Source organism: Halalkalirubrum salinum, from assembly GCF_005543295.1.
Taxonomy (GTDB): domain Archaea; phylum Halobacteriota; class Halobacteria; order Halobacteriales; family Haloferacaceae; genus Halalkalirubrum; species Halalkalirubrum salinum.
Genome location: NZ_SRSG01000009.1, coordinates 22,271 through 43,514 on the forward strand (window position 1 = coordinate 22,271; position 21,244 = coordinate 43,514).

The 21,244-nt window shown below is 59.0% G+C and carries 17 protein-coding genes; 7 read left to right on the forward strand and 10 right to left on the reverse strand.

Annotated features, from left to right (window positions below):
* Positions 1–6 precede the first annotated feature (6 nt).
* A complete protein-coding gene (locus E5K03_RS02790; protein ID WP_138004851.1) occupies positions 7–2,217 on the reverse strand; it encodes an LUD domain-containing protein in 2,211 nt (736 codons plus the stop codon).
* Positions 2,214–2,732 (reverse strand): LUD domain-containing protein, encoded by a 519-nt coding sequence (locus E5K03_RS02795; RefSeq protein WP_138004852.1) that lies wholly within the window; start codon positions 2,730–2,732, stop codon positions 2,214–2,216. Before E5K03_RS02795 ends, E5K03_RS02790 begins: the two co-directional genes overlap by 4 nt.
* 642 nt (positions 2,733–3,374) lie before the next feature.
* Here E5K03_RS02795 and E5K03_RS02800 point away from each other — a divergent pair.
* Positions 3,375–5,165, forward strand: a complete 1,791-nt coding sequence (locus E5K03_RS02800) for an L-lactate permease (RefSeq protein ID WP_138004959.1) — start codon at positions 3,375–3,377, stop codon at positions 5,163–5,165.
* A gap of 93 nt (positions 5,166–5,258) precedes the next feature.
* Here E5K03_RS02800 and E5K03_RS02805 read toward each other — a convergent pair whose 3' ends face one another.
* Positions 5,259–5,834, reverse strand: a complete 576-nt coding sequence (locus E5K03_RS02805) for a helix-turn-helix transcriptional regulator (RefSeq protein WP_138004853.1) — start codon at positions 5,832–5,834, stop codon at positions 5,259–5,261.
* A gap of 94 nt (positions 5,835–5,928) precedes the next feature.
* Between E5K03_RS02805 and E5K03_RS02810 the strand changes: the two genes are divergently transcribed.
* The 3 genes from E5K03_RS02810 to E5K03_RS02820 all read left to right on the forward strand — a co-directional run bounded on the left by E5K03_RS02810 (position 5,929) and on the right by E5K03_RS02820 (position 8,962).
* Positions 5,929–7,707, forward strand: a complete 1,779-nt coding sequence (locus tag E5K03_RS02810; RefSeq protein ID WP_138004854.1) for an L-lactate permease — start codon at positions 5,929–5,931, stop codon at positions 7,705–7,707.
* A gap of 84 nt (positions 7,708–7,791) precedes the next feature.
* On the forward strand, positions 7,792–8,076 hold the full coding sequence (eif1A, locus tag E5K03_RS02815) for a translation initiation factor eIF-1A (RefSeq protein ID WP_138004855.1): 285 nt from the start codon (positions 7,792–7,794) through the stop codon (positions 8,074–8,076).
* A 67-nt stretch (positions 8,077–8,143) separates the two neighbouring features.
* The gene (locus E5K03_RS02820; protein ID WP_138004856.1) at positions 8,144–8,962 is read left to right on the forward strand and encodes a phosphatase PAP2 family protein; all 819 of its coding nucleotides are present in this window, start codon (positions 8,144–8,146) and stop codon (positions 8,960–8,962) included.
* A 389-nt stretch (positions 8,963–9,351) separates the two neighbouring features.
* Here E5K03_RS02820 and E5K03_RS02825 read toward each other — a convergent pair whose 3' ends face one another.
* From E5K03_RS02825 to E5K03_RS02850, 6 genes are all read right to left on the reverse strand, one after another.
* Positions 9,352–10,608, reverse strand: coding sequence for an MgtC/SapB family protein (locus tag E5K03_RS02825; protein ID WP_138004857.1), 1,257 nt, complete (start codon positions 10,606–10,608; stop codon positions 9,352–9,354).
* Between the two features lie 189 nt (positions 10,609–10,797).
* Positions 10,798–11,460, reverse strand: coding sequence for a glycerophosphodiester phosphodiesterase (locus E5K03_RS02830; protein ID WP_138004858.1), 663 nt, complete (start codon positions 11,458–11,460; stop codon positions 10,798–10,800).
* A 2-nt stretch (positions 11,461–11,462) separates the two neighbouring features.
* Entirely contained in the window at positions 11,463–12,581 is a 1,119-nt protein-coding gene (locus tag E5K03_RS02835; RefSeq protein ID WP_138004859.1) for an ABC transporter ATP-binding protein, read from the reverse strand.
* 2 nt (positions 12,582–12,583) lie between these two features.
* Positions 12,584–13,465 (reverse strand): carbohydrate ABC transporter permease, encoded by an 882-nt coding sequence (locus E5K03_RS02840; protein ID WP_205742943.1) that lies wholly within the window; start codon positions 13,463–13,465, stop codon positions 12,584–12,586.
* Positions 13,466–13,471: 6 nt separating this feature from the next.
* Positions 13,472–14,377 (reverse strand): carbohydrate ABC transporter permease, encoded by a 906-nt coding sequence (locus tag E5K03_RS02845; protein ID WP_138004860.1) that lies wholly within the window; start codon positions 14,375–14,377, stop codon positions 13,472–13,474.
* Between the two features lie 141 nt (positions 14,378–14,518).
* Positions 14,519–15,883, reverse strand: a complete 1,365-nt coding sequence (locus E5K03_RS02850; RefSeq protein ID WP_138004861.1) for an ABC transporter substrate-binding protein — start codon at positions 15,881–15,883, stop codon at positions 14,519–14,521.
* Positions 15,884–16,120: 237 nt separating this feature from the next.
* On the opposite strand from E5K03_RS02850, the gene E5K03_RS02855 reads away from it, so the two are divergent.
* Both E5K03_RS02855 and E5K03_RS02860 read left to right on the forward strand, forming a co-directional pair.
* Positions 16,121–17,335, forward strand: coding sequence for an iron-containing alcohol dehydrogenase (locus E5K03_RS02855; protein ID WP_138004862.1), 1,215 nt, complete (start codon positions 16,121–16,123; stop codon positions 17,333–17,335).
* Positions 17,332–18,837, forward strand: a complete 1,506-nt coding sequence (locus E5K03_RS02860; RefSeq protein WP_138004863.1) for an aldehyde dehydrogenase family protein — start codon at positions 17,332–17,334, stop codon at positions 18,835–18,837. The genes E5K03_RS02855 and E5K03_RS02860 overlap by 4 nt, the downstream gene beginning before the upstream one ends.
* A 20-nt stretch (positions 18,838–18,857) precedes the next feature.
* Here the strand turns inward: E5K03_RS02860 and E5K03_RS02865 are convergent, their stop codons facing one another.
* On the reverse strand, positions 18,858–19,658 hold the full coding sequence (locus E5K03_RS02865) for an IclR family transcriptional regulator (RefSeq protein WP_138004864.1): 801 nt from the start codon (positions 19,656–19,658) through the stop codon (positions 18,858–18,860).
* Positions 19,659–20,034: 376 nt separating this feature from the next.
* Between E5K03_RS02865 and E5K03_RS02870 the strand changes: the two genes are divergently transcribed.
* Complete coding sequence (locus E5K03_RS02870; RefSeq protein WP_138004865.1) at positions 20,035–20,856, forward strand: glycerophosphodiester phosphodiesterase; 822 nt, start codon at positions 20,035–20,037, stop codon at positions 20,854–20,856.
* The last annotated feature ends 388 nt before the right edge of the window (positions 20,857–21,244 follow it).

The following is a 21,244-nucleotide window of genomic DNA, read 5'->3' on the forward strand; positions in this document are numbered from 1 at the left end:
CGACAGTCAGGCAGCCGGATCAATCACCATCACAGGATGTTCGCTCTCCCGGGACAGCAGATCAGACAGCTGTTCGACACAGGAGGTGCCACTGGCAACGACCCGCCGATCGCGCGCCGGTTCGCGCTCGAACTGCTCGCGGAGCCGATCGCCGACATCCATGCTCAGCTCGTAGTACTGGCGTTTGTATCCGAAGCTGCCGGCCATACCACAGCACTCGACGTCGCTTTCGAGCACGTCGTATCCGAGTTCCGAAAGCACCGCGGTCGTATACACCTCGAGCCCGAGCGTTCGCTGTTGGCAGTGGGCGTGATATGCGATCGCCTCGCTACCCGACCGTAACTGATCTGGATCCGCGCCGTTTTCGAGCAGTCCGTAAATGTACTCGAACAGCTCGTAGCTGTTCGCCGATAGTCGCTCGTACGACGGCGCAGGCAGCAGCCGCTCGTACTCCCGATCGAACATCGCCAGGTCGGAGGGTTCGATGACGACGACGTCCCGGCCGGCGTCGATCGGCTCTGCCAGTGCCGCAAACACCTCGCTTGCGCGGCGATCAGCCGTCGACACCATCCCCTGCGACAGCGGGGCGCGGCCGCTTTCTGGGACCGATGGAATGGTCACGTGGACATCGAGCGCTTCGAGCACGCGGACGGCTGCCTTCCCGCGATCGACGGCGACGTGGTTCGTATACACGTCTGCGTACAGGACAACTTCTCTGTCGGCGTCGGCAAGCGATACCTGACAGCCGCCGCGGCTGGCAAACCATCCCCGAAGCGTCTCCCGTTCGAATGAGGGAAGCTCACGCCGGCTATCGATACCGACGAGCCGCTCCATCGCCGATCGAACGGGACTGAGTGAAGCGATCGCGTTCGACAGCGGTGCGGTCGCACTCCCGAGTTTCGCGAGCGTCCCGTAGTTGCCAAAGAGACGTTTCTGGAGGTCAATTCCGCTCGGTTCCTCGTCGGGGACGAGCTCTTCGTAGAGGAACTCAAAGCGGCTCGGATCCCCGCCGCGGTTGAGCCGATCGCGGACAACGGTGTTGATCCACGGGATGTCGATCCCCACCGGGCACTGGTTGACACACCGCGAACAGCCAGTACAGAGGTCGTTGAACGTGGCCGCCGAATCGTAGCCATGGACGCCGGCTTCCCAGCCGGTCGCGATGCCGCCGGAGTACGTCTCCCCACCGAAGGCGTGGCCACCGACGCTCTGGAAGTTCGCACACGAGTTCGCACACGCCGAACACCGAATACAGTACAGTGTCTCTCGCAGATCATCGTCTTCGCGCATGGCCATCCGGCCGTTGTCGATCAACACGAGGTGGAACGCACGGTCGTCGTCGCGATCGGCGAACGCCACGTCCGGCTCGTCAACGTCGACAACTGGGGAGTCGACCGGTGGGGTGAGAAGCGAAATATAGGAGGTAATGTCCTGGCCGGTTCCCGATCGACCGATCAGCTCGATGAACGGCGAGAGGTCTTCGACGGACGGGACGATCTTTTCGACTCCAGCGACAGCAACGTGCGTGTCGGGGACAACAGCTGTTTTTCGGGCATTACCCTCGCTCGTGACAAGCATAATTGTGCCCGAGTCGGCGGTAATGAAGTTCGCGCCGGTCATCCCGACGTCGGCCTCGCGGATTTGCTCGCCGAGCTTCTCGCGGGCGAACATGGTGAGTTCTTCAGCGGTTTCGAGGGGCTCGTCGGGATCGAACAGCTCGTTGAACAGGCGGGCGATCTCCTCGCGGGACTTGTGGATCGCGGGCGCGACAATGTGTGAGGGCGCTTCGTCGGCCAGTTGCAGCACCCACTCGCCGAGATCGGTCTCGACGACATCGACGCCATCAAGTTCGAGCGCCTCGTTAACCTCGAGTTCCTCGCTCGTCATGGATTTGGATTTGACGAGCCGATCGGCCTCGGCCTCCCGAGTCACCTCGCGAATGTAGCGGTTCGCGTCGGCTGCATCGCTTGCGAGATAGACTGTTCCGCCGTTGGCCTCAACGCGCGCGGTGAGTTCATCGATGAGTTCAGGCAGCCGCTCGATTGCGTCTGATTTGATCTCGCGCGCGCGGTGTTTTAGTTTCTCGTAGTCCTCAAGATCAGCGACGGAGTCGTAGCGACCCTGGTTGAATCCGAGTGTGTTCTCCTCGACGGCTGCGCCCTCAGTTCGAAGCAGGTGGCGGATGCGATCGGCCGTCGCCTCGCGGGCGTCACTCATTGGCCGCCCTCCGTGTCTGTGGAGAGAATAACCACGTGAACCTCCTTCGGGCCGTGTGCACCCCGCACGAGTGCCCCCATGTCGGCGGTCGCGCTCGGTCCCGTTGCGATAATCGCGCTCTCGCCGTCACGCAGCCGCGGTCCAAGTTGATCGATCGCGTCGGCCATACTGTCGACGATGTCGCTCTCGCGAACCACCGGCACGTGGAGATCAGTGAACAAACTCACCTGCTCGGAACCATCGGGCCGGCTGGGAAGCACGACACTGCCGTACGCGCCGATTCCCATCGAGGCGGCAGTAACGGTCGTCTGTGCGGCCTCTAAGGACCGGGGCGTTGGTTCGGTGTCGACGACGTCAGGGACTGAGACGTCATCGAACGGAAGCGGCGTTCCGACACACGGCGGCTCGACGATCGTTTCGATCGTCTCTGCGGATCCAGATGGGTCGGTCCACGTGACGGCCACGTCGAGATCCTCGAGCGACCGGGTGAACCGATCGATAGGTGATGCACTCATATCTTGATCCTTCGCTGGGACGGATTTTACTGTTCTGTTGGTTCACACATTTTATTCACTTATATTTAGAGGGGAAAAAAGAAGCCGACCTCGCAGCCCGGATCACAACCAAATCTGCGGGCGGTGCAAGATGACGAGTCGATCGGCCGAATAATAACGATTGAAGCTGTCGCACGAGTGACTACCGTTGTGTGCACTGGCCAGTACCGTTGTGTGTACATCCAGTAGTTTTGACTGTAGTGGCGTCTAGAGCGCAAAGGAAGCTAGTGTAGAAGTACAAATATCCATATTCTGTAATATTCTATAGAATTTAACACAAAAGTATCGCAATACTCCACCGCTATACTCAAATTAATGGATAGAACTATAATATATTTTATCTTTACAGGGCAGCGAAAGAACAACTACGATACGAGTGACAAAATCAGCAAGACGACCGACCCATTCAGAAATACCGTACGCCGCGTTTTTTGGGGTCTATAGGGCCTATATCTCCCTATCTCTGAATTTACGAGAGGGTGAGTAACGATAATTATAAATACCAGTCGTTTCATGCCATAGCCATGCCAGCACAGACATGGTATGGCACGGCACCGCACGACAGAAGAACACCCATCGGTCGATCGAACGGGGGTGAACACTGTGGTTAGTCCGGTTGAGCTGCTCGCGGCAGCGACGCCACTGATCCTTGCAGGGGTCCTCTTGGTCGGGTTCCTGTGGCCGGCCACGCGGGCGATGCCGATCGCTTGGGTGGCCGCGGTAGTGATCGGGCTCACCGTCTGGGGAATGCCGTTCGAGTGGATTATCGCTGCATCGATCACAGGAGCGATGACGGCAGTACAGATCCTGTGGATCGTCTTTGGTGCGCTGTTGTTGTTGTATACGCTGACACAAGCTGGTGCGTTCGATCGAATTAATCAGGGATTCGCACGGATCAGCGACGATCGGCGGGTGCAGGTGATCTTACTCGGTTTTTTCCTCGCAGCGTTCATCGAAGGAGCCGCCGGGTTCGGTACCCCCGCAGCGGTCGTCGCCCCGCTGCTTTTGGCACTCGGATTCCCCGCACTCGCGGCGGTTATCGCCGCATTGATCGGTCACGTTCTCGCGGTGACGTACGGTGCGGTCGGCACCCCGATTATCATTGGCATCGAGAACCCGCTTGCAGCCTCTGAGGCGACAAATGAGGCGATCACCGCTGCGGGGTACACCGTACAGGGATACTCTGTTGAAGTAGCAGTGTGGGCAGCGACGTACCACGCGATCGCCGGATTCGTGCTGCCGCTTTTTGCCGTCGCAATGGTCGTGTACTTCTTCGGCGACCCAGACGAGCGGAGCCTCAAGCCGGCCTGGGAGGTTGCCCCCCTCGCGCTGTTTTCCGGCATTTCGTTTGTGGTTCCCTACTGGCTGTCCGCACAGATTAGCGCGGAGTTCCCGTCACTCGTCGGCGCAATGGTCGGCGGCGCGATCGTCGTGACCACGCTCAAGGCAGGATACCTCGTTCCCGACGAAGAGTGGGACTTCCCGCCGCGATCGGAGTGGCCGAGCCACTGGGTCGGGACGATCGAACCCGGCGAGGTCGATTCGAGCACAGCCCGACGAGCCGGTGATGCGGCCGTCGCCGACGGCGGCACCTCGGCCGCAGATGTCCACGACATCTCGTTGCTCCGAGCGTGGACGCCGTACGTGCTTCTGGTTACGTTACTCGTAATTACCCGCGTCGTTGAACCACTGCCCGGCTTCCTGCAGGGAGAGCCACTCGAGATCGGCGGGACCGTGATAACCGCCCACCAGTTCATTTTCACCACAACGTGGGACAGAATCCTCGGAACGACGCTGGGCGGTGAGATCAGCTGGGTGTACGTCCCTGGCTTCTGGCTCGTCGTCTGTGCGGTTGTGGCGATTCCGCTGTACAAGATGAACGGCTCACAGGTCAAAGCCGCGTGGGCAGAGGCCGCACAGAAGCTCATCGCGCCGTTCATCGCACTCGTGTTTGTGATCCCGATGGTCCAGATTATGCTCCAGTCGGGGGCACACGCCGCCGGGGCCGAGAGCATGATCTTCGTGTTGGCACAGGCGACTGCTGACCTCGTCGGGCCGGCGTATCCGTTCATTTCAGCGTTGATCGGTGCACTCGGGGCGGCGATGGCCGGCTCAAACACCGTCTCGAATATCACCTTCGGTGGCTTCCAGTTCGAGGCCGCCACACAGCTCGGATTGCCGACGCAACTCATGGTCGGTGCACAGGCTGTTGGCGGCGCGATCGGCAACCTCGTTGCGATCCACAACGTCGTCGCGGCGGTTGCAACTGTCGGGCTCGTCGGTCAGGAAGGGCGGGTAATCCGGTTGAACCTCATCCCGCTTGTTTACTACGCGACGGCAGTCGGGGTGTTAGCACTGCTGTTTAGCTACGTGTTCTTCCCGGGGCTGTTTTGAACTGACAGGTGCTGCATCGATCGGCCCGCATTCGGCAATCGCTGCGGCCCCATCCGTCAGGAGTCACGAACAGTGGCCCGATCGGCGAGACAGTCACCCAAGCGTGGGTGTGAACCGATCGCCGCCAAGAAGCTGCCAGATCTGGCCGCGCTCCTCAGGTGGGTCGACGCCGGGGAGTTCTTTCAGCGCTGGCTGGATGGCGTTCCACCAGCCGTCTGGCGTTTCGAACGCCGCCGGGTGGTCAGGGTAAACGTGTTCAATAAAGTCGGATTTTTTTGCGCTTGGATTGTCCGCGAGGTACTCGTAGGCTGCCCGAAGCGCGCGGCGGCGTTTATAAAGCGTTTCGCCGGTTCCGGGAAGCTCGACGCTGTCGATCGCGTTCTCGACAGGCGATCGCTCGGGCTGGCGGCCACTCGGGGCAGCTTCGATCGGGATCCACCAGACCCGGCCTCGTGCACCCACCTTCCGTGTGGCGAGCACGCCCTCGTCGACGAGCGCATTGAGCTTGTTGTGGGCGGTTCGACGCGAGCAATCAAGGACGTCCATCACGTCGCTTGCAGTGACTGGCCGGGCCACATCTTCGCGCGAATCGAAGGCCTCGAGGGCGGCCTCCGGCGGGATCCGGCCGACATACTGCCCGTTCGCGTTTCGCTCGCGATCCTCGGTCATGTCTCAATGATCGATGTCCGACTGCAAAAAACCCGCCACCAGCAAAGAGTATCAACAACTGTTATGATGGATCACCGCACAGGGTGAAGTATCCGTGACAGCACCGACCACCGTTGCCCTTGCGGCACTCCCACTCGTACTCGTCGGTGTGCTGCTCGTTGGCCTGCTGTGGCCAGCAACGCGGGTTATGCCGATCGCATGGCTTTCGGCGCTTGTGGTCGGATACACCGTCTGGGAGGTGCCGCCGGTGTGGCTCGCGGCGGCAACGATCGAGGGCGTGATCACCGCGCTCCAGATCCTGTTCATCGTGTTCGGTGCGCTCGTGTTACTGTACACGATGCTTCGGGCAGGGGCATTCGACGCGCTCAATCGTGGCTTTACACGCATCAGCGATGATCGGCGGGTACAGGTGATTTTACTCGGGTTTTTTCTCGCGGCGTTCATCGAAGGGGCGGCCGGGTTCGGCACGCCCGCAGCTGTCGTCGCGCCGCTGCTTTTAGGACTGGGCTTTCCCGCACTCGCGGCCGTCATCGCCGCACTCGTCGGCCACGTCGTCGCCGTCACCTACGGTGCGGTTGGAACGCCCATCATCGTGGGAATTCGAGAACCACTCGAAGCCGTCGCGCGAACAAACCTCTCGATTACCAGCGAGGGATTAACCGCCGCGGAGTTTTCGGTCAACGTTGCCCAGTGGGCGGCGACCTACCACCTCATTGCAGGTGTTGGGATCCCGTTCATCGCTGTCGCCATGGTCGTCTACTTCTTCGGCGACCCTGACGAACGGAGTCTGGCACCGGCGATCGAAGTCGCACCGCTTTGTCTGTTTGCCGGGGTCGCGTTTGTTGTTCCCTACTGGCTGTCTGCACAGGTCAGCGCGGAACTACCGGCGCTCGTTGGATCGATCGTCGGGGCAACGATCGTGCTCGTGACGCTGCAGGCGGGGTATTTTTTGCCCGACACCGAGTGGGAGTTCCCGCCCCGAGCAGAGTGGCCTGCCCACTGGACCGGCTCGATCGAACGGGGCGACGTTGAGGGGGCGCTCGCGTCCCATCAACAGATGTCCATCTCGCGGGCGTGGTCGCCGTACCTGATCGTGATCGGCTTGCTCGTGTTCACAAGGATGGTCGATCCGGTCGGTGCACTAATGCAGGGAGAAACCGTCTCGCTGATCGGCTACAAATTGACGCCGGACATTGGCGCGATCAGCGGGAGCTTCGGAACCGTTTCCGTTGGGTTGTTCGGGGTCCAGTGGGAGCAGATCCTCGGAACCGAGCTCTCGAACGGGATTAACCTATTTTACATTCCGGGGACCTGGCTGCTCGTCAGCGCGATCGCGGCGATCCCGCTGTTTGGGATGTCGACGGCTGTAGCAAAGCGAGCGTGGATCGAGGCCGCCGGTCGTCTCGTTACCCCACTCATCGCGTTGACATTCGTCCTTGCGATGGTACAAGTGATGCTCCAGTCGGGCGCACATGACTCGGGCGTCAACAGCATGATTGTAGTGCTTGCGACAGCGACTGCCGACCTGCTCGGCCCGGCATATCCAGCCGTCGCAGCGTTGATCGGCGCGCTGGGAGCAGCACTCGTGGGCTCAAACACCGTGAGCAACGTGACGTTCGGCCCATTTCAGTTCGTCGCCGCGGAAAACCTCGACCTCTCACGGGAACTGATCGTTGGCGCACAGGCAGTTGGCGGCGCGATCGGCAACCTCGTTGCGATCCATAACGTCGTCGCCGCGCTCGCAACGGTTGGGCTCGTCGGACAAGAGGGTCGGGTTGTTCGGCTGAATCTCGTGGCGGTGGCGTACTATACGATCGTGGTCGGTGCACTCACCATAGCGTTCGTCTACGTGGTGTTTCCGGAGACGTTTTGATCGCGACATCCATCGTGAACACGGTATGTCGGGTGGTATCACGAGTTCCAAGGCGTTTTACCCTGTCAAATCGTTAGGTATGTCATGAGCGAAGAATCCGGGCGTCGGAACCTCCGAATGCCCCATGGAGACGAGCTATTTGCGATCGTAACCGAACACAACGGTGGGAACCACGTCCGTGTCCGCTGTGAGGACGGGCAAAACCGTATGGGCCGGATCCCTGGCCGAATGAAGTATCGAACGTGGATCAACGAAGGCGACGTCGTCCTCGTCGAACCGTGGGACTGGCAGGACGAGAAAGCCAACATCGAGTGGCGCTACTCCGGGCAGGACGCCGACCAGCTCCGCCGGGAAGGCCACATCGACTGAACTGTTTTGGACAGCCATGGACGCTATACGGCCGAGGGCACTCCCTTCGTGTCGCGATCGCCGGTAGATGCTTCTTTTCGCACAGATCGCGTTCCTCGGGGCCGTTACCGTCTGTGCAATCGTCTTATTAACGATCGGCTGTCTCGGGACAGAACCACTGTCTCGTCTCCGGGCATCGCCCCGTTCGCTGCTGGTGAGTCGGGTCCGTTCGATCGCACCGTACGCTGGGTTTGCAGTGGTCGTGTTCGGCGCGAATAACGCCTTCCGGTGGACGATCAGAGATGTAGCTGCAGACAGTGGAATCAGGGCTACTGACCTGATCTACGCGATCGAAGGGAATCTGGTCGCGTGGCTTCAAGCCGCATTGCCGGAGCTGTCGATGTATGCATTCGCTGTGGTGTACGTGATTGGCTATCCGATCGTCGTCTTGTTTCCGATCGTCGGCTACTTTCTCGCGTCCGTTGGGCACCTCAAAACCCTGCTTGTCGCCTACACGCTCAACAGTGCGATCGGCACGATTATGTACGCGAGTGTCCACGCTTACGGGCCGCGGAATCACAGCCCCGAACTGGTCCGCAGCGTCCTCTTGGAGATATATCCGGATATCACGACGCTCACGTCGCAGGTCAACGCCGAAACCAACGTCTTTCCCTCTCTGCACGTCTCGATGTCCGTCACCGCGTTGTTGCTCGCGATCGAAACACGAGCGCCGTATCCGCGCTGGACCGCAGTTGCGGCGGTGCTGACGGGGACGATCGCACTCGCAACGATGGCGCTCGGGATTCACTGGGCGGTAGATGTTGTCGGAGGGATCGCCCTCGCGGTCGGGAGCGTCGCTGTCGCGCGTGTTGGCGTGGCAGCGGTCGAACGCCGGAGATCACACTAGCGGACACCCAAACACGATCGAGTTCGTCTAACCGGAAAAAGACGATCGAAGTAGAGACGGCAAGCAACGGATAACACAGCAAATAAGATCAGTATAAGAGAATAATACTATTTCATATATTTATGACAGTGTGAGGCAATAACCGTGACAAAAGCCAAGATAGAAAATTTACTATCACCGATTAATAGGCTGGATAATTGCACTATATAAGCAATAATTTTTAAAATATTGAGATATAAGTTGTATTTACCAATTAATCAGAGAATAGTAAATATCTCATGGAACTAACGCAATAAGACGTGTTCCACAGGCAGTCAGAGCGATCGGAACCAGTGACCCGGTTCGATCGATGTGTCTTGAAATAAAATGCCAGCAATAGTTACTGTTAGCTATACCATCATTGAACTAATAAATCCGATAATAATTCCGACAAGGATCAACACTGCGCTGTAGAGTAATACCGGTTTGACCAATTTTCGCTCGACCGCCGCGGCAAAAAAGACCTTCACGAGGATCGACGCAACCGTTCCGGAAATGACACCCCAGACCGCGGTTTCGGTCGTGATCTGTCCGGTAGAGACGAGTGATATCGCTGTCGTCGCAGCAGTGCCAGAGGAGACCAGTCCCGCGAGGAACGTCGTCGCGATGAATCCACCCGCGCCGAGCGTCTCTTGAGCGGCCGCAGAGACGAGCAACACGATGAGGAACAACAGCCCGAATGTGAGTGCGTTGCGGAGGCTAAAGGGCGATTCGAGATCGGCTTCGATCGTCGCAGACCAGTCGCTGGTCGCGATCGAGATGAGAACGCCCGTAATCGCGATCGCCCCCAGCGGTAACCCGACTGTCAAAATCGCGGAGGGCAAAAAGATCGCAACGATGAGCGCGTTTCGGATCGCCATTGCGGCGTTTGCCAACAGGATTGCACCGACTGCGAGCCCAACGAGCGACGAATCAGTGCTCGCGCGCTTCGACATCTCGGCGATAACTGCGGTGGAGTTGACGAGCCCACCAAAGAAGGCGGTGAACGCGATCCCCTGGCCCTCGTAGCGTTTGACGAGGACGTAGTTGACAAAGCCGATCGCGCTAATCGCGATCACGAGGAGCCAGATCATCCGCGGCTGGATGGCGTTCCATGGGCCCATGGTTTCGGCGGGAAGGACCGGGTAGATGACAAATGCGAGGATCGCAAACTCAGTGGCCGAGCGAACCTCTTCGCGCGAAAGCCCCCACGCGAACTCGTGGAGTTCGCGTTTGAGTACCAAAAGCAACGAGGACAACACCGCAACGGTGACTGCCTCGATGTACAGCCCGGTCCCGACGAGCCCGCCAACGCCGTAGGCGACGAGCAGCGACGTGGACGTGGTCAACAACAGCCCGTCGCGGTCTTCTTGGACGAGGCTCCGAACTGCCAACAACACGGCGTGGGCGATCACGAGCAATCCGCCGACGAGCAACAGCTCACGGGAGTCCAAGACAACGAACAACGATCCAAGCAGACTGACAAGCGCAAACGTTCGGATACCGGCGGACTTCTGTGACCACTCGCGTTCTAACCCCAGAAACATCCCAAGCGAGGCAGCAACGACGAGCTTTACCACTGATGAGTCGAGGTTTAACAGAACGACATCCTCGAATGGTGAAAGCATAGTATCAGAGACGATCGGCTAGTAGCAGTTTACCTACGGTTCGATCGGTGATAAAACTATTGTTGACAACGTTTGTCACATATATCTATATAGATTATCGAGACCCACGACGATCGCCGGATTGCTGAAGAGATTGCGTCTAATTCGTCGGGTAGCAAAGTTACGAATCGTCTGGAGGAGAAATCGCAGCTACTGTTCGGTGATCTGCCAGTCGTCAACGACGACACCGTCAACACCTGCTGCACGGAGTCGATCGACGGTCACGCGATCCGGAACCGTCCAGGTGTTGACCGCGAACCCGCGGTTGTGAGCATCGTCGATCCGTGCCGCATCAACTAGGGGATAGTGTGGATGGACCGCTGTACAGCCGAGCGCGTCGGCCACAGCGAGTGCGTCCGACCAATTATCCGGTGACCCCTCGTAAAAGAGATACGCGGTCTCGTACGCCGAAAGCGGCGCGATCGCGTGTGGGTCGAACGAGGAGAATAACAACTCATTGTCGGTCGTGGAGATGATGTCGATCACGTCTGCGGCCATGCCGGCGTGTTTGAGCTCCACATTCACCGGCAGATCCGACGGGATCGACTCGAGAAACGACGAGAACAGCGGAATCGTCGCGTCTGAATCGCCAATGGTGAGCGTTTGAAGCGACTCCCACGGAGTCGTGGGAACCGCACCCGACGCGTCGGTCAGCCGATCAAGTATCGTGTCATGGAACACAATGATCTCGCCGCTCGAACACCGCTGGATGTCGATCTCGACCATATCGACGTGCGGTGCGGCGGCTCGAACCGCTTCGATCGTGTTCTCTGGGCCGTGGGCCAGACAGCCACGATGGCCAATTACCTGCATGGTCACTGAGTGACCCCCGGAGGTGTAACCGACACCGCTGGGTCAGAGTGATAAATCGCCTCGCCGGTGTCTCGATCGAACAGGTGGAGTCGGTCTGGATCGTAGCCGAGTTCGACGGTATCGCCGGGCGTGATCGTTCGTCGCGGTTGCGCCTGGATCTTGAACTCGTGGCCCTCAATCTGACCGTGCAGTAACAAACTATCGCCGAGGGGCTCAGTCACGCTGACGGTCGCTTCGAACGTTTCGGGGCTCGTCGCCTCGCGCTCGTCGGCGAGATACAGATCCTCGGGCCTGACACCGAGCACGGACGAGCCGACCGAGAGGCTGTCCGCGTCAGGAAGCGGAATCGTAAACGCGGGATGACTCGCGGTCCCGTCTGCGACATCGACCGCGATCATGTTCATCGCCGGGTCGCCGATAAATTCGGCGACGAATCGATTTTCGGGAAAGTCATACAGCCGCTGGGGCGAATCGACCTGCTGGAGCTGCCCACCATCGAGCACAACGACCCGATCGCCGAGTGTCATCGCCTCGGTCTGGTCGTGGGTGACGTAGACGGTGGTCGTCCCAAGTTCGTCGTGGAGTTTTGCGAGTTCGGCGCGCATCTGGACCCGAAGCTTCGCATCGAGGTTCGACAGCGGCTCATCCATGAGAAACACCTGTGGGTCTCGACAAATGGCTCGTCCAAGCGCGACCCGCTGGCGTTCGCCACCCGAAAGCGCCCCCGGCTTGCGATCGAGGAGATCTGTGATGTTGAGGATCTCCGCGGCCGACATTGCCCGCTCTTCGATCTCCTCGTCCGTGAACGATCCTGCGGAATTCATACCGAACGTCATGTTCCGCTTTGCAGTCATGTGTGGGTACAGCGCGTAGTTTTGAAACACCATTGCGATGCCCCGATCGCTCGGTTCCTGACCGGTTACGTCAACGCCGCCAATACGGATCGTTCCCTCGGAGACCGATTCGAGTCCGGATATCATCCGTAATGTCGTCGACTTTCCACACCCAGAAGGTCCGACGACAACAATAAATTCGCCGTCTTTGACCTCGAGGTTGAGATCCTTTACTGCCACTACGTCGTCAAACCGTTTCGTGATGTTTTCGAGTTGTATCTCTGCCATGATTATTTTTGTTGGAGTCCAAACGTTTCAAGGAGTGGTTTGTGCAATACGACGAGGACGATGAGCGGCGGAATCAACGCGATGATCGCCCCCGACATGATGAGTCCCCACTCGATCTGGCCTGCTGCCGCCGTGCCTTCGAGGCTCTTGAGGCCGACCTGCAGCACCTGGTTCTCTTCGTTGTTGATCACCGCTAGCGGCCAGAGATACTGGTTCCACGCGTAGACGTACGTGATCACGCCCACACCAGCGATCATGCCCTTCGACATCGGAATCAACACGTAGATGAGGAATTTTATCCCACCGATATTGTCGAGTTTGGCCGCCTCGACCATCGACGCCGGGATCGCCATGAAGTGTTGTCGAAACAGGAACACAGCGGTCGCACTTGCGAGGTACGGCACCGTGATCGCCCACATAGTGTTGATCCAATCGAGGTTAACCATCAGCTCGAACAGCGGAACGATCCGGACCGGGACCGGCAACATGAGCGTGAACAACACGAACACGAAGACGGCATTCTTGTACGGGAAGTCGTAATAGACGAGCGCAAGCGCTGCGAGCAGCGACAACGCGATCTTGCCGACCACGATCGCGATCGCCATGATGAACGAGTTGATCATGAACGCAAAGAGGTTGTGCTCGAACAGTGCCCGCGTGTAGTTGTCGACTCCCTGTCCGCCCGGCGCGAGGTTCGTCACTTCGTATATCTGGCTGACCGACTGGGTAGACATGATCGCCGCGAGTACGATCGGCAGCGACATGAGTGCGATCGAGGCAATCAGCCCGATGTGCATCCAGAGGTTATCGGGGAGCGCGTCACTGAAAGAGCCACTCGCGTATTGGTCGACCGCGTCGCGTTCGGTTGCGTCGTGTTTAGCCATCTGTAATCACCCGTAGTGTGCGTAGCGGTCAGTGACCCGAAGCTGGATGTACATGAGAACACCAACAACGAGGAACAACACCAGCGACTGTGCGGCCGCGTATCCGAGGTTGAAGTTCTCGAAGGCGTCGATGAACAGCTTGTAGATGAGGATGTTTGTCGCGCCGCCAGGGCCGCCGGACGTCATGAGGTCGATGATCGGGAACGTCGCGAAGAACGCGTAGATCGTGTTGATGACGACCAAAAAGACGAGCGTCGGCGACATCAGTGGAACGTAAATCTTGAACAGCCGGTTAGTACGGCTGATCCCGTCGAGCTGTGCGGCTTCATCAATTGTGTTGGGAATGTTGTTCATTGCGGCAACCATGAAAATGATGTTATAACCGAGCTGTTTCCAGATCGCGGTAATAGAGACAACGGTAAACGCCAATGGCCCGCTCGTCCGCCAGTCAAGCCCGAGATCCAACCCAAAGACCGCGCCGAGTGATCTGATCCAGTAGGTCAGGATGCCGAGATCCGGTTGCAAGAGGAACAACAAGACGAGTCCGGCGACCGCTGGCGGCAACGCATACGGCCAGATCGCGGTGATGAGATAAATCGAAGTAAACCGATCGACCTCATAGAGCATAAATGAAATAAACAGCGAGAGCAACATCGATCCGGCGACAACGACGAAGCCGAACCCAAATGTGACCAGGAGGCTGTTTTGGTAGCTCCCAGAGGTGAAAAGTCGGATGTAGTTGTACGTCCCGGCGAACCGCTCGCTGGTGAGCGACGTCTGAAAGAAGCTCAACCGGAACGTATCGATTGCCGGCCAGTACAGGAATACGACGATAACGAGAAGCGTCGGCAACAAGAGTAATACGGCTTCCTTGTTGTTCGTAAACACCTCCCGTGCTGATTGTTCGCTCATTTGTGTTGTGTATCTTGCGTGGGTATCTTCAATGTATCCTTCCACCGCAGTGAATGCGTCTCGGTCTCCGAAAGGAGTTCAACGCGATCACAAGTGGCCGTAGTCGATCGAGATGAGACAGGCAATCGATACGCGGAGACGCTATTCGCTCTGGCGCTCGTTGTAGTCTTCGAGCGCCTCGTCGATCTCGTCTTTCGCGTCTGCGAGCACCTCATCAACCGAGTCACCATCAGCGATCGCAACGTAGCTCTCGGCGACTGTCGTACGGAGGTCGAGGAACGGACCCACGACCGCGCCACGGGTCGCCGACGTATCCTGATCGGCCTCGAGCTGATCGAGTGCGACACGGAAGGCGGGGTTTTCGTCGTAGAAGCCCTCCTCGGTGAGGTTCTCGATCGATTCCTCGCGGACCGGGAAGTAGCCGGTGTTTTGATGCCAACGAGACTGTTGTTCGGGTTCAGTGAGCCAAAGCAGGAACTCGATCGCCGCCTCCTCCTCAGCTTGCCCCTGCTCGTCGGGGACCCACAGCGATCCGCCGCCGATAGTCACGCCGGCCTGCTCGCCGCCGGGGACCGGCAGCCGTGCCGCGGAGGCCTCGAAGTCGTTGTCGGCCGCACCCTGCAGCATCGGGTTGATACTCGAGGTCGAGTACAGGACGATCGGTGCTTCCTGGGTGAAAAAGCCCTGCTGAGCCTCACCCCACGCCTCGATTCCCGTCGAGAGCACGGCGTCTTTATCCATGAGTTCCTGAATGAACTCGAAGATAGTCGTCCCAGCCTCTTCGTTGATGAACGTCTCGGTCGGATCGCCATCACGGCCATTATCATTGTTGACCAACAGCGAGTCTTGACCAGCGAACCACTGTTCGACGAACCACGAGTGATTCGGCCACGTGATGCCGTATTCGTAGCCGGCGTCCATCAGCTGATCGGAGTAGTCGAGAACGTCCTGGAAGCTCCGCGGCGGTGAGTCGGGATCGATCCCAGCCTCGGAGAACGCGTCGCGGTTGTACATCATGATCGCGTTCGAGGAGTTGAACGGCATTGAGTTCAGCGCGCCGTCGATGCGGTAATAATCGAGCACCGGGACGAGGAACGAGTCCCAATCGATTCGGTCTTCGGGAATCGCCTCTTCGATCGGCACGAAGGCCCCGCTGTCGAGCGCGGTCTTCGTCCCGACCTCGAAGATTTGTGAAATTCCTGGTGGCTCGCCGGACCGAACCGCGTTGATCGTCTGGTTCATGGTCTCGCGGTATGAGCCCTGTTCGACCGCTTCCACGGTGATCGTATCTGACTGATCACTGAAATCCTCCGCGAGTGAGGAAACCTCCTCGCCGAGATCGCCGCTGAGGCCGTGCCACAGTTCGATTTCGACGCTGTCGACCTCGTCAAGGCCTTCCTCATCATCACCACCGAGGCAGCCGGCCGTTGCAAGCGCTCCAATCGCCGCTGTCGTTGCCCCCGTTCGTCGTACGAACGATCGACGTGTCTGTCTGTATGACGACATCGTGGCCGTATGTGGCTATCGGTGGGCAATAAATATTATGATAATATTATTATATAATCTATGTGTGCGAACGTGGTCCACAGATGCGTATAGAGGTAGACGAAAATTTATGAGAGTTGCCACCAACGGTCAACGTGTAATGACCCCAGCAGCCGCACGGGGCGGGAGCACCGCCCGTGGGAATCCGACAGCGACAGCACTGCCAAATCGATCGATCGGCCACGGCGGTGAGCAACAATGAGTCTCGGTTCGTACACGCTCGCGTTCCCGATCCAAGTCGAATTCGGCTCGGGGACGATCGATCGACTCGAAGGAATCGTTAACTCACAGGAGTGGGAGTCGCTGCTCGTCGTGACAGACCCTGGTATCATCGACGCAGGGATTCTCGATCCAGTAACTGCGGCGCTTTCAGCGACCGAGGTCGAGTACAACGTGTACGACGGCGTCCGACCAAATCCAACAGTATCGATGGTCGAAGAAGCGACAGACGCTATCACGGACGCCGACGCGGATGCGATCGTCGCCGTCGGTGGCGGGAGTTCGATCGACACGGCCAAGTGTGCGGCGTTGATGACAACAAACCCCGGCTCGATTGTCGACTACGAGGTCACGTCTGCAGCGGAGGTCGCCGAGGGTCCGATCGAGACCGCGCCGCTGCCGCTCGTGACGGTCCCGACGACCGCCGGAACCGGCAGTGAGGTCGATTACTGGGCGGTGATCACTGATGAGGAACGAGAGTTCAAGATGGCGATCGGCCAATCGCCGCTGTACCCCGGCGGACCGTACCTCGGCGCGGAGGCCTCAATCGTCGATCCCGAACTCACGCGATCGCTGCCGCCGGGACAGACTGCTGCAACCGGTTTTGACGCCTTCTCGCACGCACTCGAAAACCACGTCTCCTCGGCGTGTCCGCCGTTCGTCAAGCCGCTGTCGAGTCACGTGATGGAAACCGTCCCGGCGTACCTCGAACGCGCGTACACAGACGGCAAATCGGACATGGAGGCCCGCGAGCAGATGCTCTACGCCTCCCACCTTGCAGGGATCTGTGAGAACTTCGCGGGCTTCGGCGCGATTCACTCGCTCGCGGAGGTCACCGGCGGGATGTACCCAGAGATTCCCCACGGCGAAGCGATCGCCGCGTACACCCCAGCGGTGATGCGGTACAACCTCGAGGCGGTGCCCGAGCGATACGCGGAGGTCGCCGAGGCGATGGGCGTCGACACCACGGAGCTGTCAACCGCTGAGGCCGCAGCCGAATCCGTGAGCGCCGTCGAGGAACTCATCGCCGCGGTTGACCTCCCAGAAAGCCTTGCAGCACTCGGCGTCGATCGCGACGACCTCCCAGAGATCGCCGAAAAATCGCTCGATACGATCGAGATCCACGACAACCCGCGGGACGCCGATGCTGACGACCTGCTGGGGATCGCCAGGGACGCCTACGAGGGCCGATGACCGACGAGGAACCGCTCAGCCACGCCGACACGATCGCCGAGGTAACGGGCGGACTATCGTTCGGCCCGTGGATCGACGGAGGCTCCGCGGAGACAGCCGAGACGTTCGAGACGATCGATCCAGCAACCCACGAACCGATCGTGTCGGTCGGTCGCGGCGACGCAAGCCACGTCGATCGGGCAGTGTCCGCAGCGTGGGACGCATCCGATCGCGAGTGGGCCGAAACGACGTACGCCGATCGGGCGCGGCGACTTGGCGAGTGGATCGAGACACTTCGAGACCACGCGGAGGAGCTGACGCGGCTGGAGTGTCTCGACACCGGCAAGCCGATTGCGGACACGCGCACGGAGGTCGAAGGCGCGATCGATACGCTCGAATATTACGCGTCGATCGCCCGCGGAGAGCGCGGGGCGCAGATTCCCGCAGCCGAGGACACGCACATCTACACCCGGCGAGAGCCCTACGGTGTCGTCGGCCAGATCGTCCCGTGGAACTTTCCGATCTGGTCGGCAGCCTGGAAGCTCGGGCCGGCACTCGCGGCGGGCAACGCGGCAGTGCTCAAGCCCGCGACGGACGCGCCGCTTTCGATCATTCGGATGGTGCAGCTCTCCGCAGACATCCTCCCTGCGGGAGTTTGTAACGTCGTGCCCGGCTCCGGATCGACCGTCGGGTCGGCGTTGAGCGATCACACAGACATTAGGAAGGTCTCGTTTACCGGAAGCGCCGAGGTTGGCGAGCAGGTGATGCGCGCGGCCGCACCGCAGATCGTTCCCGTAACCTTAGAGTTGGGTGGCAAGTCGCCGTTCGTCGTGTTTCCGGACGCTGACCTCAAGACCGCGGTGGACGCGGCCTCCAGCGGAATCTTCTACGGCACCGGGCAGATCTGTGATGCACTTTCGCGGGCGATCGTCCACGAGGACGTCGCAGATGAGTTCCTCGAGAGGTTGTGCGAGGCAGCTGGAGGGTACGCACCGGGCGATCCACTCGAAGAATCGACGACGCTCGGGCCGCTGACAACCCGATCGGGCTACGACGATGTCCGCGAATACATGCAACTGGGGCGTGAGGAAGGCGCAACGGTGGCCACGGGCGGTGGGACACCCGACAACGCTAAGCTGCGCGATGGGTGGTACGTCGAGCCAACGGTGTTCACCGAAGTTGACTCGTCAATGACGATCGCCAGCGAGGAGATCTTCGGCCCCGTGTTGACCGCCCAGACGTTCGAAACATACGAGGAGGCGATCGAGATGGCCAACGATACCGACTACGGACTCGCAGCAGGGATCGCGACAGAACGAACGTCGATTGCACACCGCGCGGCCGCGGATCTCCAGGCCGGGATCGTCTACGTCAACGCCTACGGTCCGATCCTGCCAGAGGCACCCTACGGAGGATTCAAACAGTCTGGGATCGGCCGGGAACTGGGAACGGAAGTCCTCGATCACTATCAGCAGACGAAGACCGTGTGTGTCACCCTTTCGGAGCCCACGATCGACGGGTAAGGCGCACGACAACAGCGGTGTTACGCTGTCGGCCACAGGCCTTCAATATCTGATTCGAACGTTTCAATCGCTGCAGCCAACGTTGTAGAGATCTCCTCTTCGATCGTCGCGTCATCCAGACGGTAGGCCGGCCCGGACACGCTGAATCCGCCGATCGGTGACCTGAGTGGATCGGTGACCGCCATCCCAACGCTTCGGAGCCCGTCGGTAAACTCCTCGTCATCGATCGCGTAGCCACGCTCGCGGACAACTGCGAGTTCTTCGGAGAGCCGATCGCGATCGGTGATCGTGTTCTCGGTGTTCGCTGGCAGCCCCCACCGATCAACGATCGCTGAGACACGCCCCTCTGGGAGTGCCGCCAGGATCGCCTTTCCGGCCGCCGTCGAGTGCATGTGGTAGTACGTCCCGACCCGGGCTCTGGCGGTCGGGGCCGATCGAGCGTCGATCTGACCGTAGCGATTCTGTTCGTGGTAAGATTCACTGACAGTGACAATGCGGCCGTGTTCTTCGACGACGAAGTCGACCTCCTCGCGTGTTTCAGTTGTGAGAACGTCGACCGTCTCCGCGGCTCGGCGGTGCTCCGGGCGTCGCTGTCTGGCGTATTCACCAAGGGAGAGCAGTTTGAGCCCGACGTGGTAGGTGGTACCCTCTTTGATGAGATAGCCGGCTTCATAGAGCGTGACGAGATGTTTGTGTGCCGTGCTTGTCGCGAGGTCCAACGCGTCGGCGATCTCCGTGACGCCAGCACCGTCGAGCTGTTGAATCGTCTCTAACACGTCGATCGACGTTTCGGTTGTCGAGAGGGTCGTTCGGGGGGCCATATGACTACCATACCGAGTTAAAATTTAAAAATGTACGCATAAGGGAAGACTCGAATTCGAATAAAGATTCTAACGATCGTGTCGGAAAGCCGGATACGCGATCGATCAGTGATGAATATCACGACAAATCTGGATAGTAATACGAGGAGGATCGAATTTTATCACGGATATACAGAACAAAGTGAGAGATATTCGTGATATTTGAGGTAGATTTCAATCTAGCCGAGAGTATAGTAATTGTGATACAAAGTGTGATTCTGGCAGCGACTAGATAGAAATATATATTCTATATATCCATGTATGCGGGAAAACCTCGACAAACTGCTTCGGCATCAAATCCCCGATCGCTTTTCACGGCGGCCCTAGATGTAGCGGTATGAACACGGACGGTCCAACCAGGCGGACACTGTTGGCGGCGATGGGCTCTTCGATCGCCGTGACTGCAGCAGGATGTGTGGATTCAGCTGGCGGAGAGGACTGTCCAGATCCCGACATCCCACCGCGAACCGAGTGGCAGCTAGGCTCGGATCGCGACGGACGAGAGGTCATCGCTCACCGCGGCTGTGCAGCCCAGTTTCCCGAAAACACGCTGTACGCCTTCGAGCGCGTCTCGCCGTACGTTGACGGGATCGAATTGGACGTCCGACGAGCCGAGTCTGGCGAAATTGTTGTGTTTCACGACGAGACACTCGATCGGCTGACGGCGTGTTCTGGAGAAGTCGCTCAAAGAGACTACGAAGCGCTTGCCTCCTGTGACGTCGGCTGTACCGACGACGGCGTGCCGCGGCTCGGAGACGCCTTCGAGGTAATTCCGCCGGACGTGCAGGTGAACGTCGAACTGAAAACTGCCGGGATTGCCGACGAAGTAACGTCGATCGCGGCAGCGGTTGAACACGAAATACTCGTCTCGTCGTTTTTACCCGAGGCGTTACAGGAGATTCGGGACAGCGATTCCTCGGTGCCGATCGCACTCGTAACCGATCAGCGACTCCGCGAAAGCCTCGCGGTCGCCCGCGATCTGGGGTGTTCAGCACTCCATCCTCGATACGATCTCTCAGAGCTCTCGGCGACGGTAGAGGAGGCACATGCGGACGGGATACGGATTAACGTCTGGACGATCGACGACGAATCCGGCGTTGAGGTGGCGGTTGAGGCTGGTGTCGATGGGATGTTCGTCGATCGACTGGACATTCTCTAACCACACGCGGTCGCAGGCACGGCGATCGCGGGCCGTTCACCGTTGCAGACCACATCGCTGGCTGCGATACATCTCCCAGGGCCCACCGTCGCCCGCTGCGAGCCCCGTTCATCGGTTAAAAATTACATGTGTATGCGTGTAATTATAGATGCAACAAAATATCGGATGTCGCTGCACCACATCTAGACTAATTCATTCTCGAAATGTGAATACGACGCCGAAGATAGCAACGGGACACACCAGGTGTACAACTCGATCTGTCAGTGGATCGTCGTACCGTTCGCAACGCTTAGTAGCAAATAACATGTTATTCAGTTCGAGAACGTCTGAGCCGACAGTCCCGGACAGCAGTGTGGAAACATCGTAGCGTTCGCATAATGTGAACATT

Coding starts and splice junctions, on each gene's coding strand:
- E5K03_RS02790 (WP_138004851.1), bottom strand. CDS start 2,217: ATGAGTGACGCCCGCGAGGCGACGGCCGATCGCATCCGCCACCTGCTT.
- E5K03_RS02795 (WP_138004852.1), bottom strand. CDS start 2,732: ATGAGTGCATCACCTATCGATCGGTTCACCCGGTCGCTCGAGGATCTC.
- E5K03_RS02805 (WP_138004853.1), bottom strand. CDS start 5,834: ATGACCGAGGATCGCGAGCGAAACGCGAACGGGCAGTATGTCGGCCGG.
- eif1A (WP_138004855.1), top strand. CDS start 7,792: ATGAGCGAAGAATCCGGGCGTCGGAACCTCCGAATGCCCCATGGAGAC.
- E5K03_RS02820 (WP_138004856.1), top strand. CDS start 8,144: ATGCTTCTTTTCGCACAGATCGCGTTCCTCGGGGCCGTTACCGTCTGT.
- E5K03_RS02825 (WP_138004857.1), bottom strand. CDS start 10,608: ATGCTTTCACCATTCGAGGATGTCGTTCTGTTAAACCTCGACTCATCA.
- E5K03_RS02830 (WP_138004858.1), bottom strand. CDS start 11,460: ATGCAGGTAATTGGCCATCGTGGCTGTCTGGCCCACGGCCCAGAGAAC.
- E5K03_RS02835 (WP_138004859.1), bottom strand. CDS start 12,581: ATGGCAGAGATACAACTCGAAAACATCACGAAACGGTTTGACGACGTA.
- E5K03_RS02840 (WP_205742943.1), bottom strand. CDS start 13,465: ATGGCTAAACACGACGCAACCGAACGCGACGCGGTCGACCAATACGCG.
- E5K03_RS02845 (WP_138004860.1), bottom strand. CDS start 14,377: ATGAGCGAACAATCAGCACGGGAGGTGTTTACGAACAACAAGGAAGCC.
- E5K03_RS02850 (WP_138004861.1), bottom strand. CDS start 15,883: ATGTCGTCATACAGACAGACACGTCGATCGTTCGTACGACGAACGGGG.
- E5K03_RS02855 (WP_138004862.1), top strand. CDS start 16,121: ATGAGTCTCGGTTCGTACACGCTCGCGTTCCCGATCCAAGTCGAATTC.
- E5K03_RS02860 (WP_138004863.1), top strand. CDS start 17,332: ATGACCGACGAGGAACCGCTCAGCCACGCCGACACGATCGCCGAGGTA.
- E5K03_RS02865 (WP_138004864.1), bottom strand. CDS start 19,658: ATGGCCCCCCGAACGACCCTCTCGACAACCGAAACGTCGATCGACGTG.
- E5K03_RS02870 (WP_138004865.1), top strand. CDS start 20,035: ATGAACACGGACGGTCCAACCAGGCGGACACTGTTGGCGGCGATGGGC.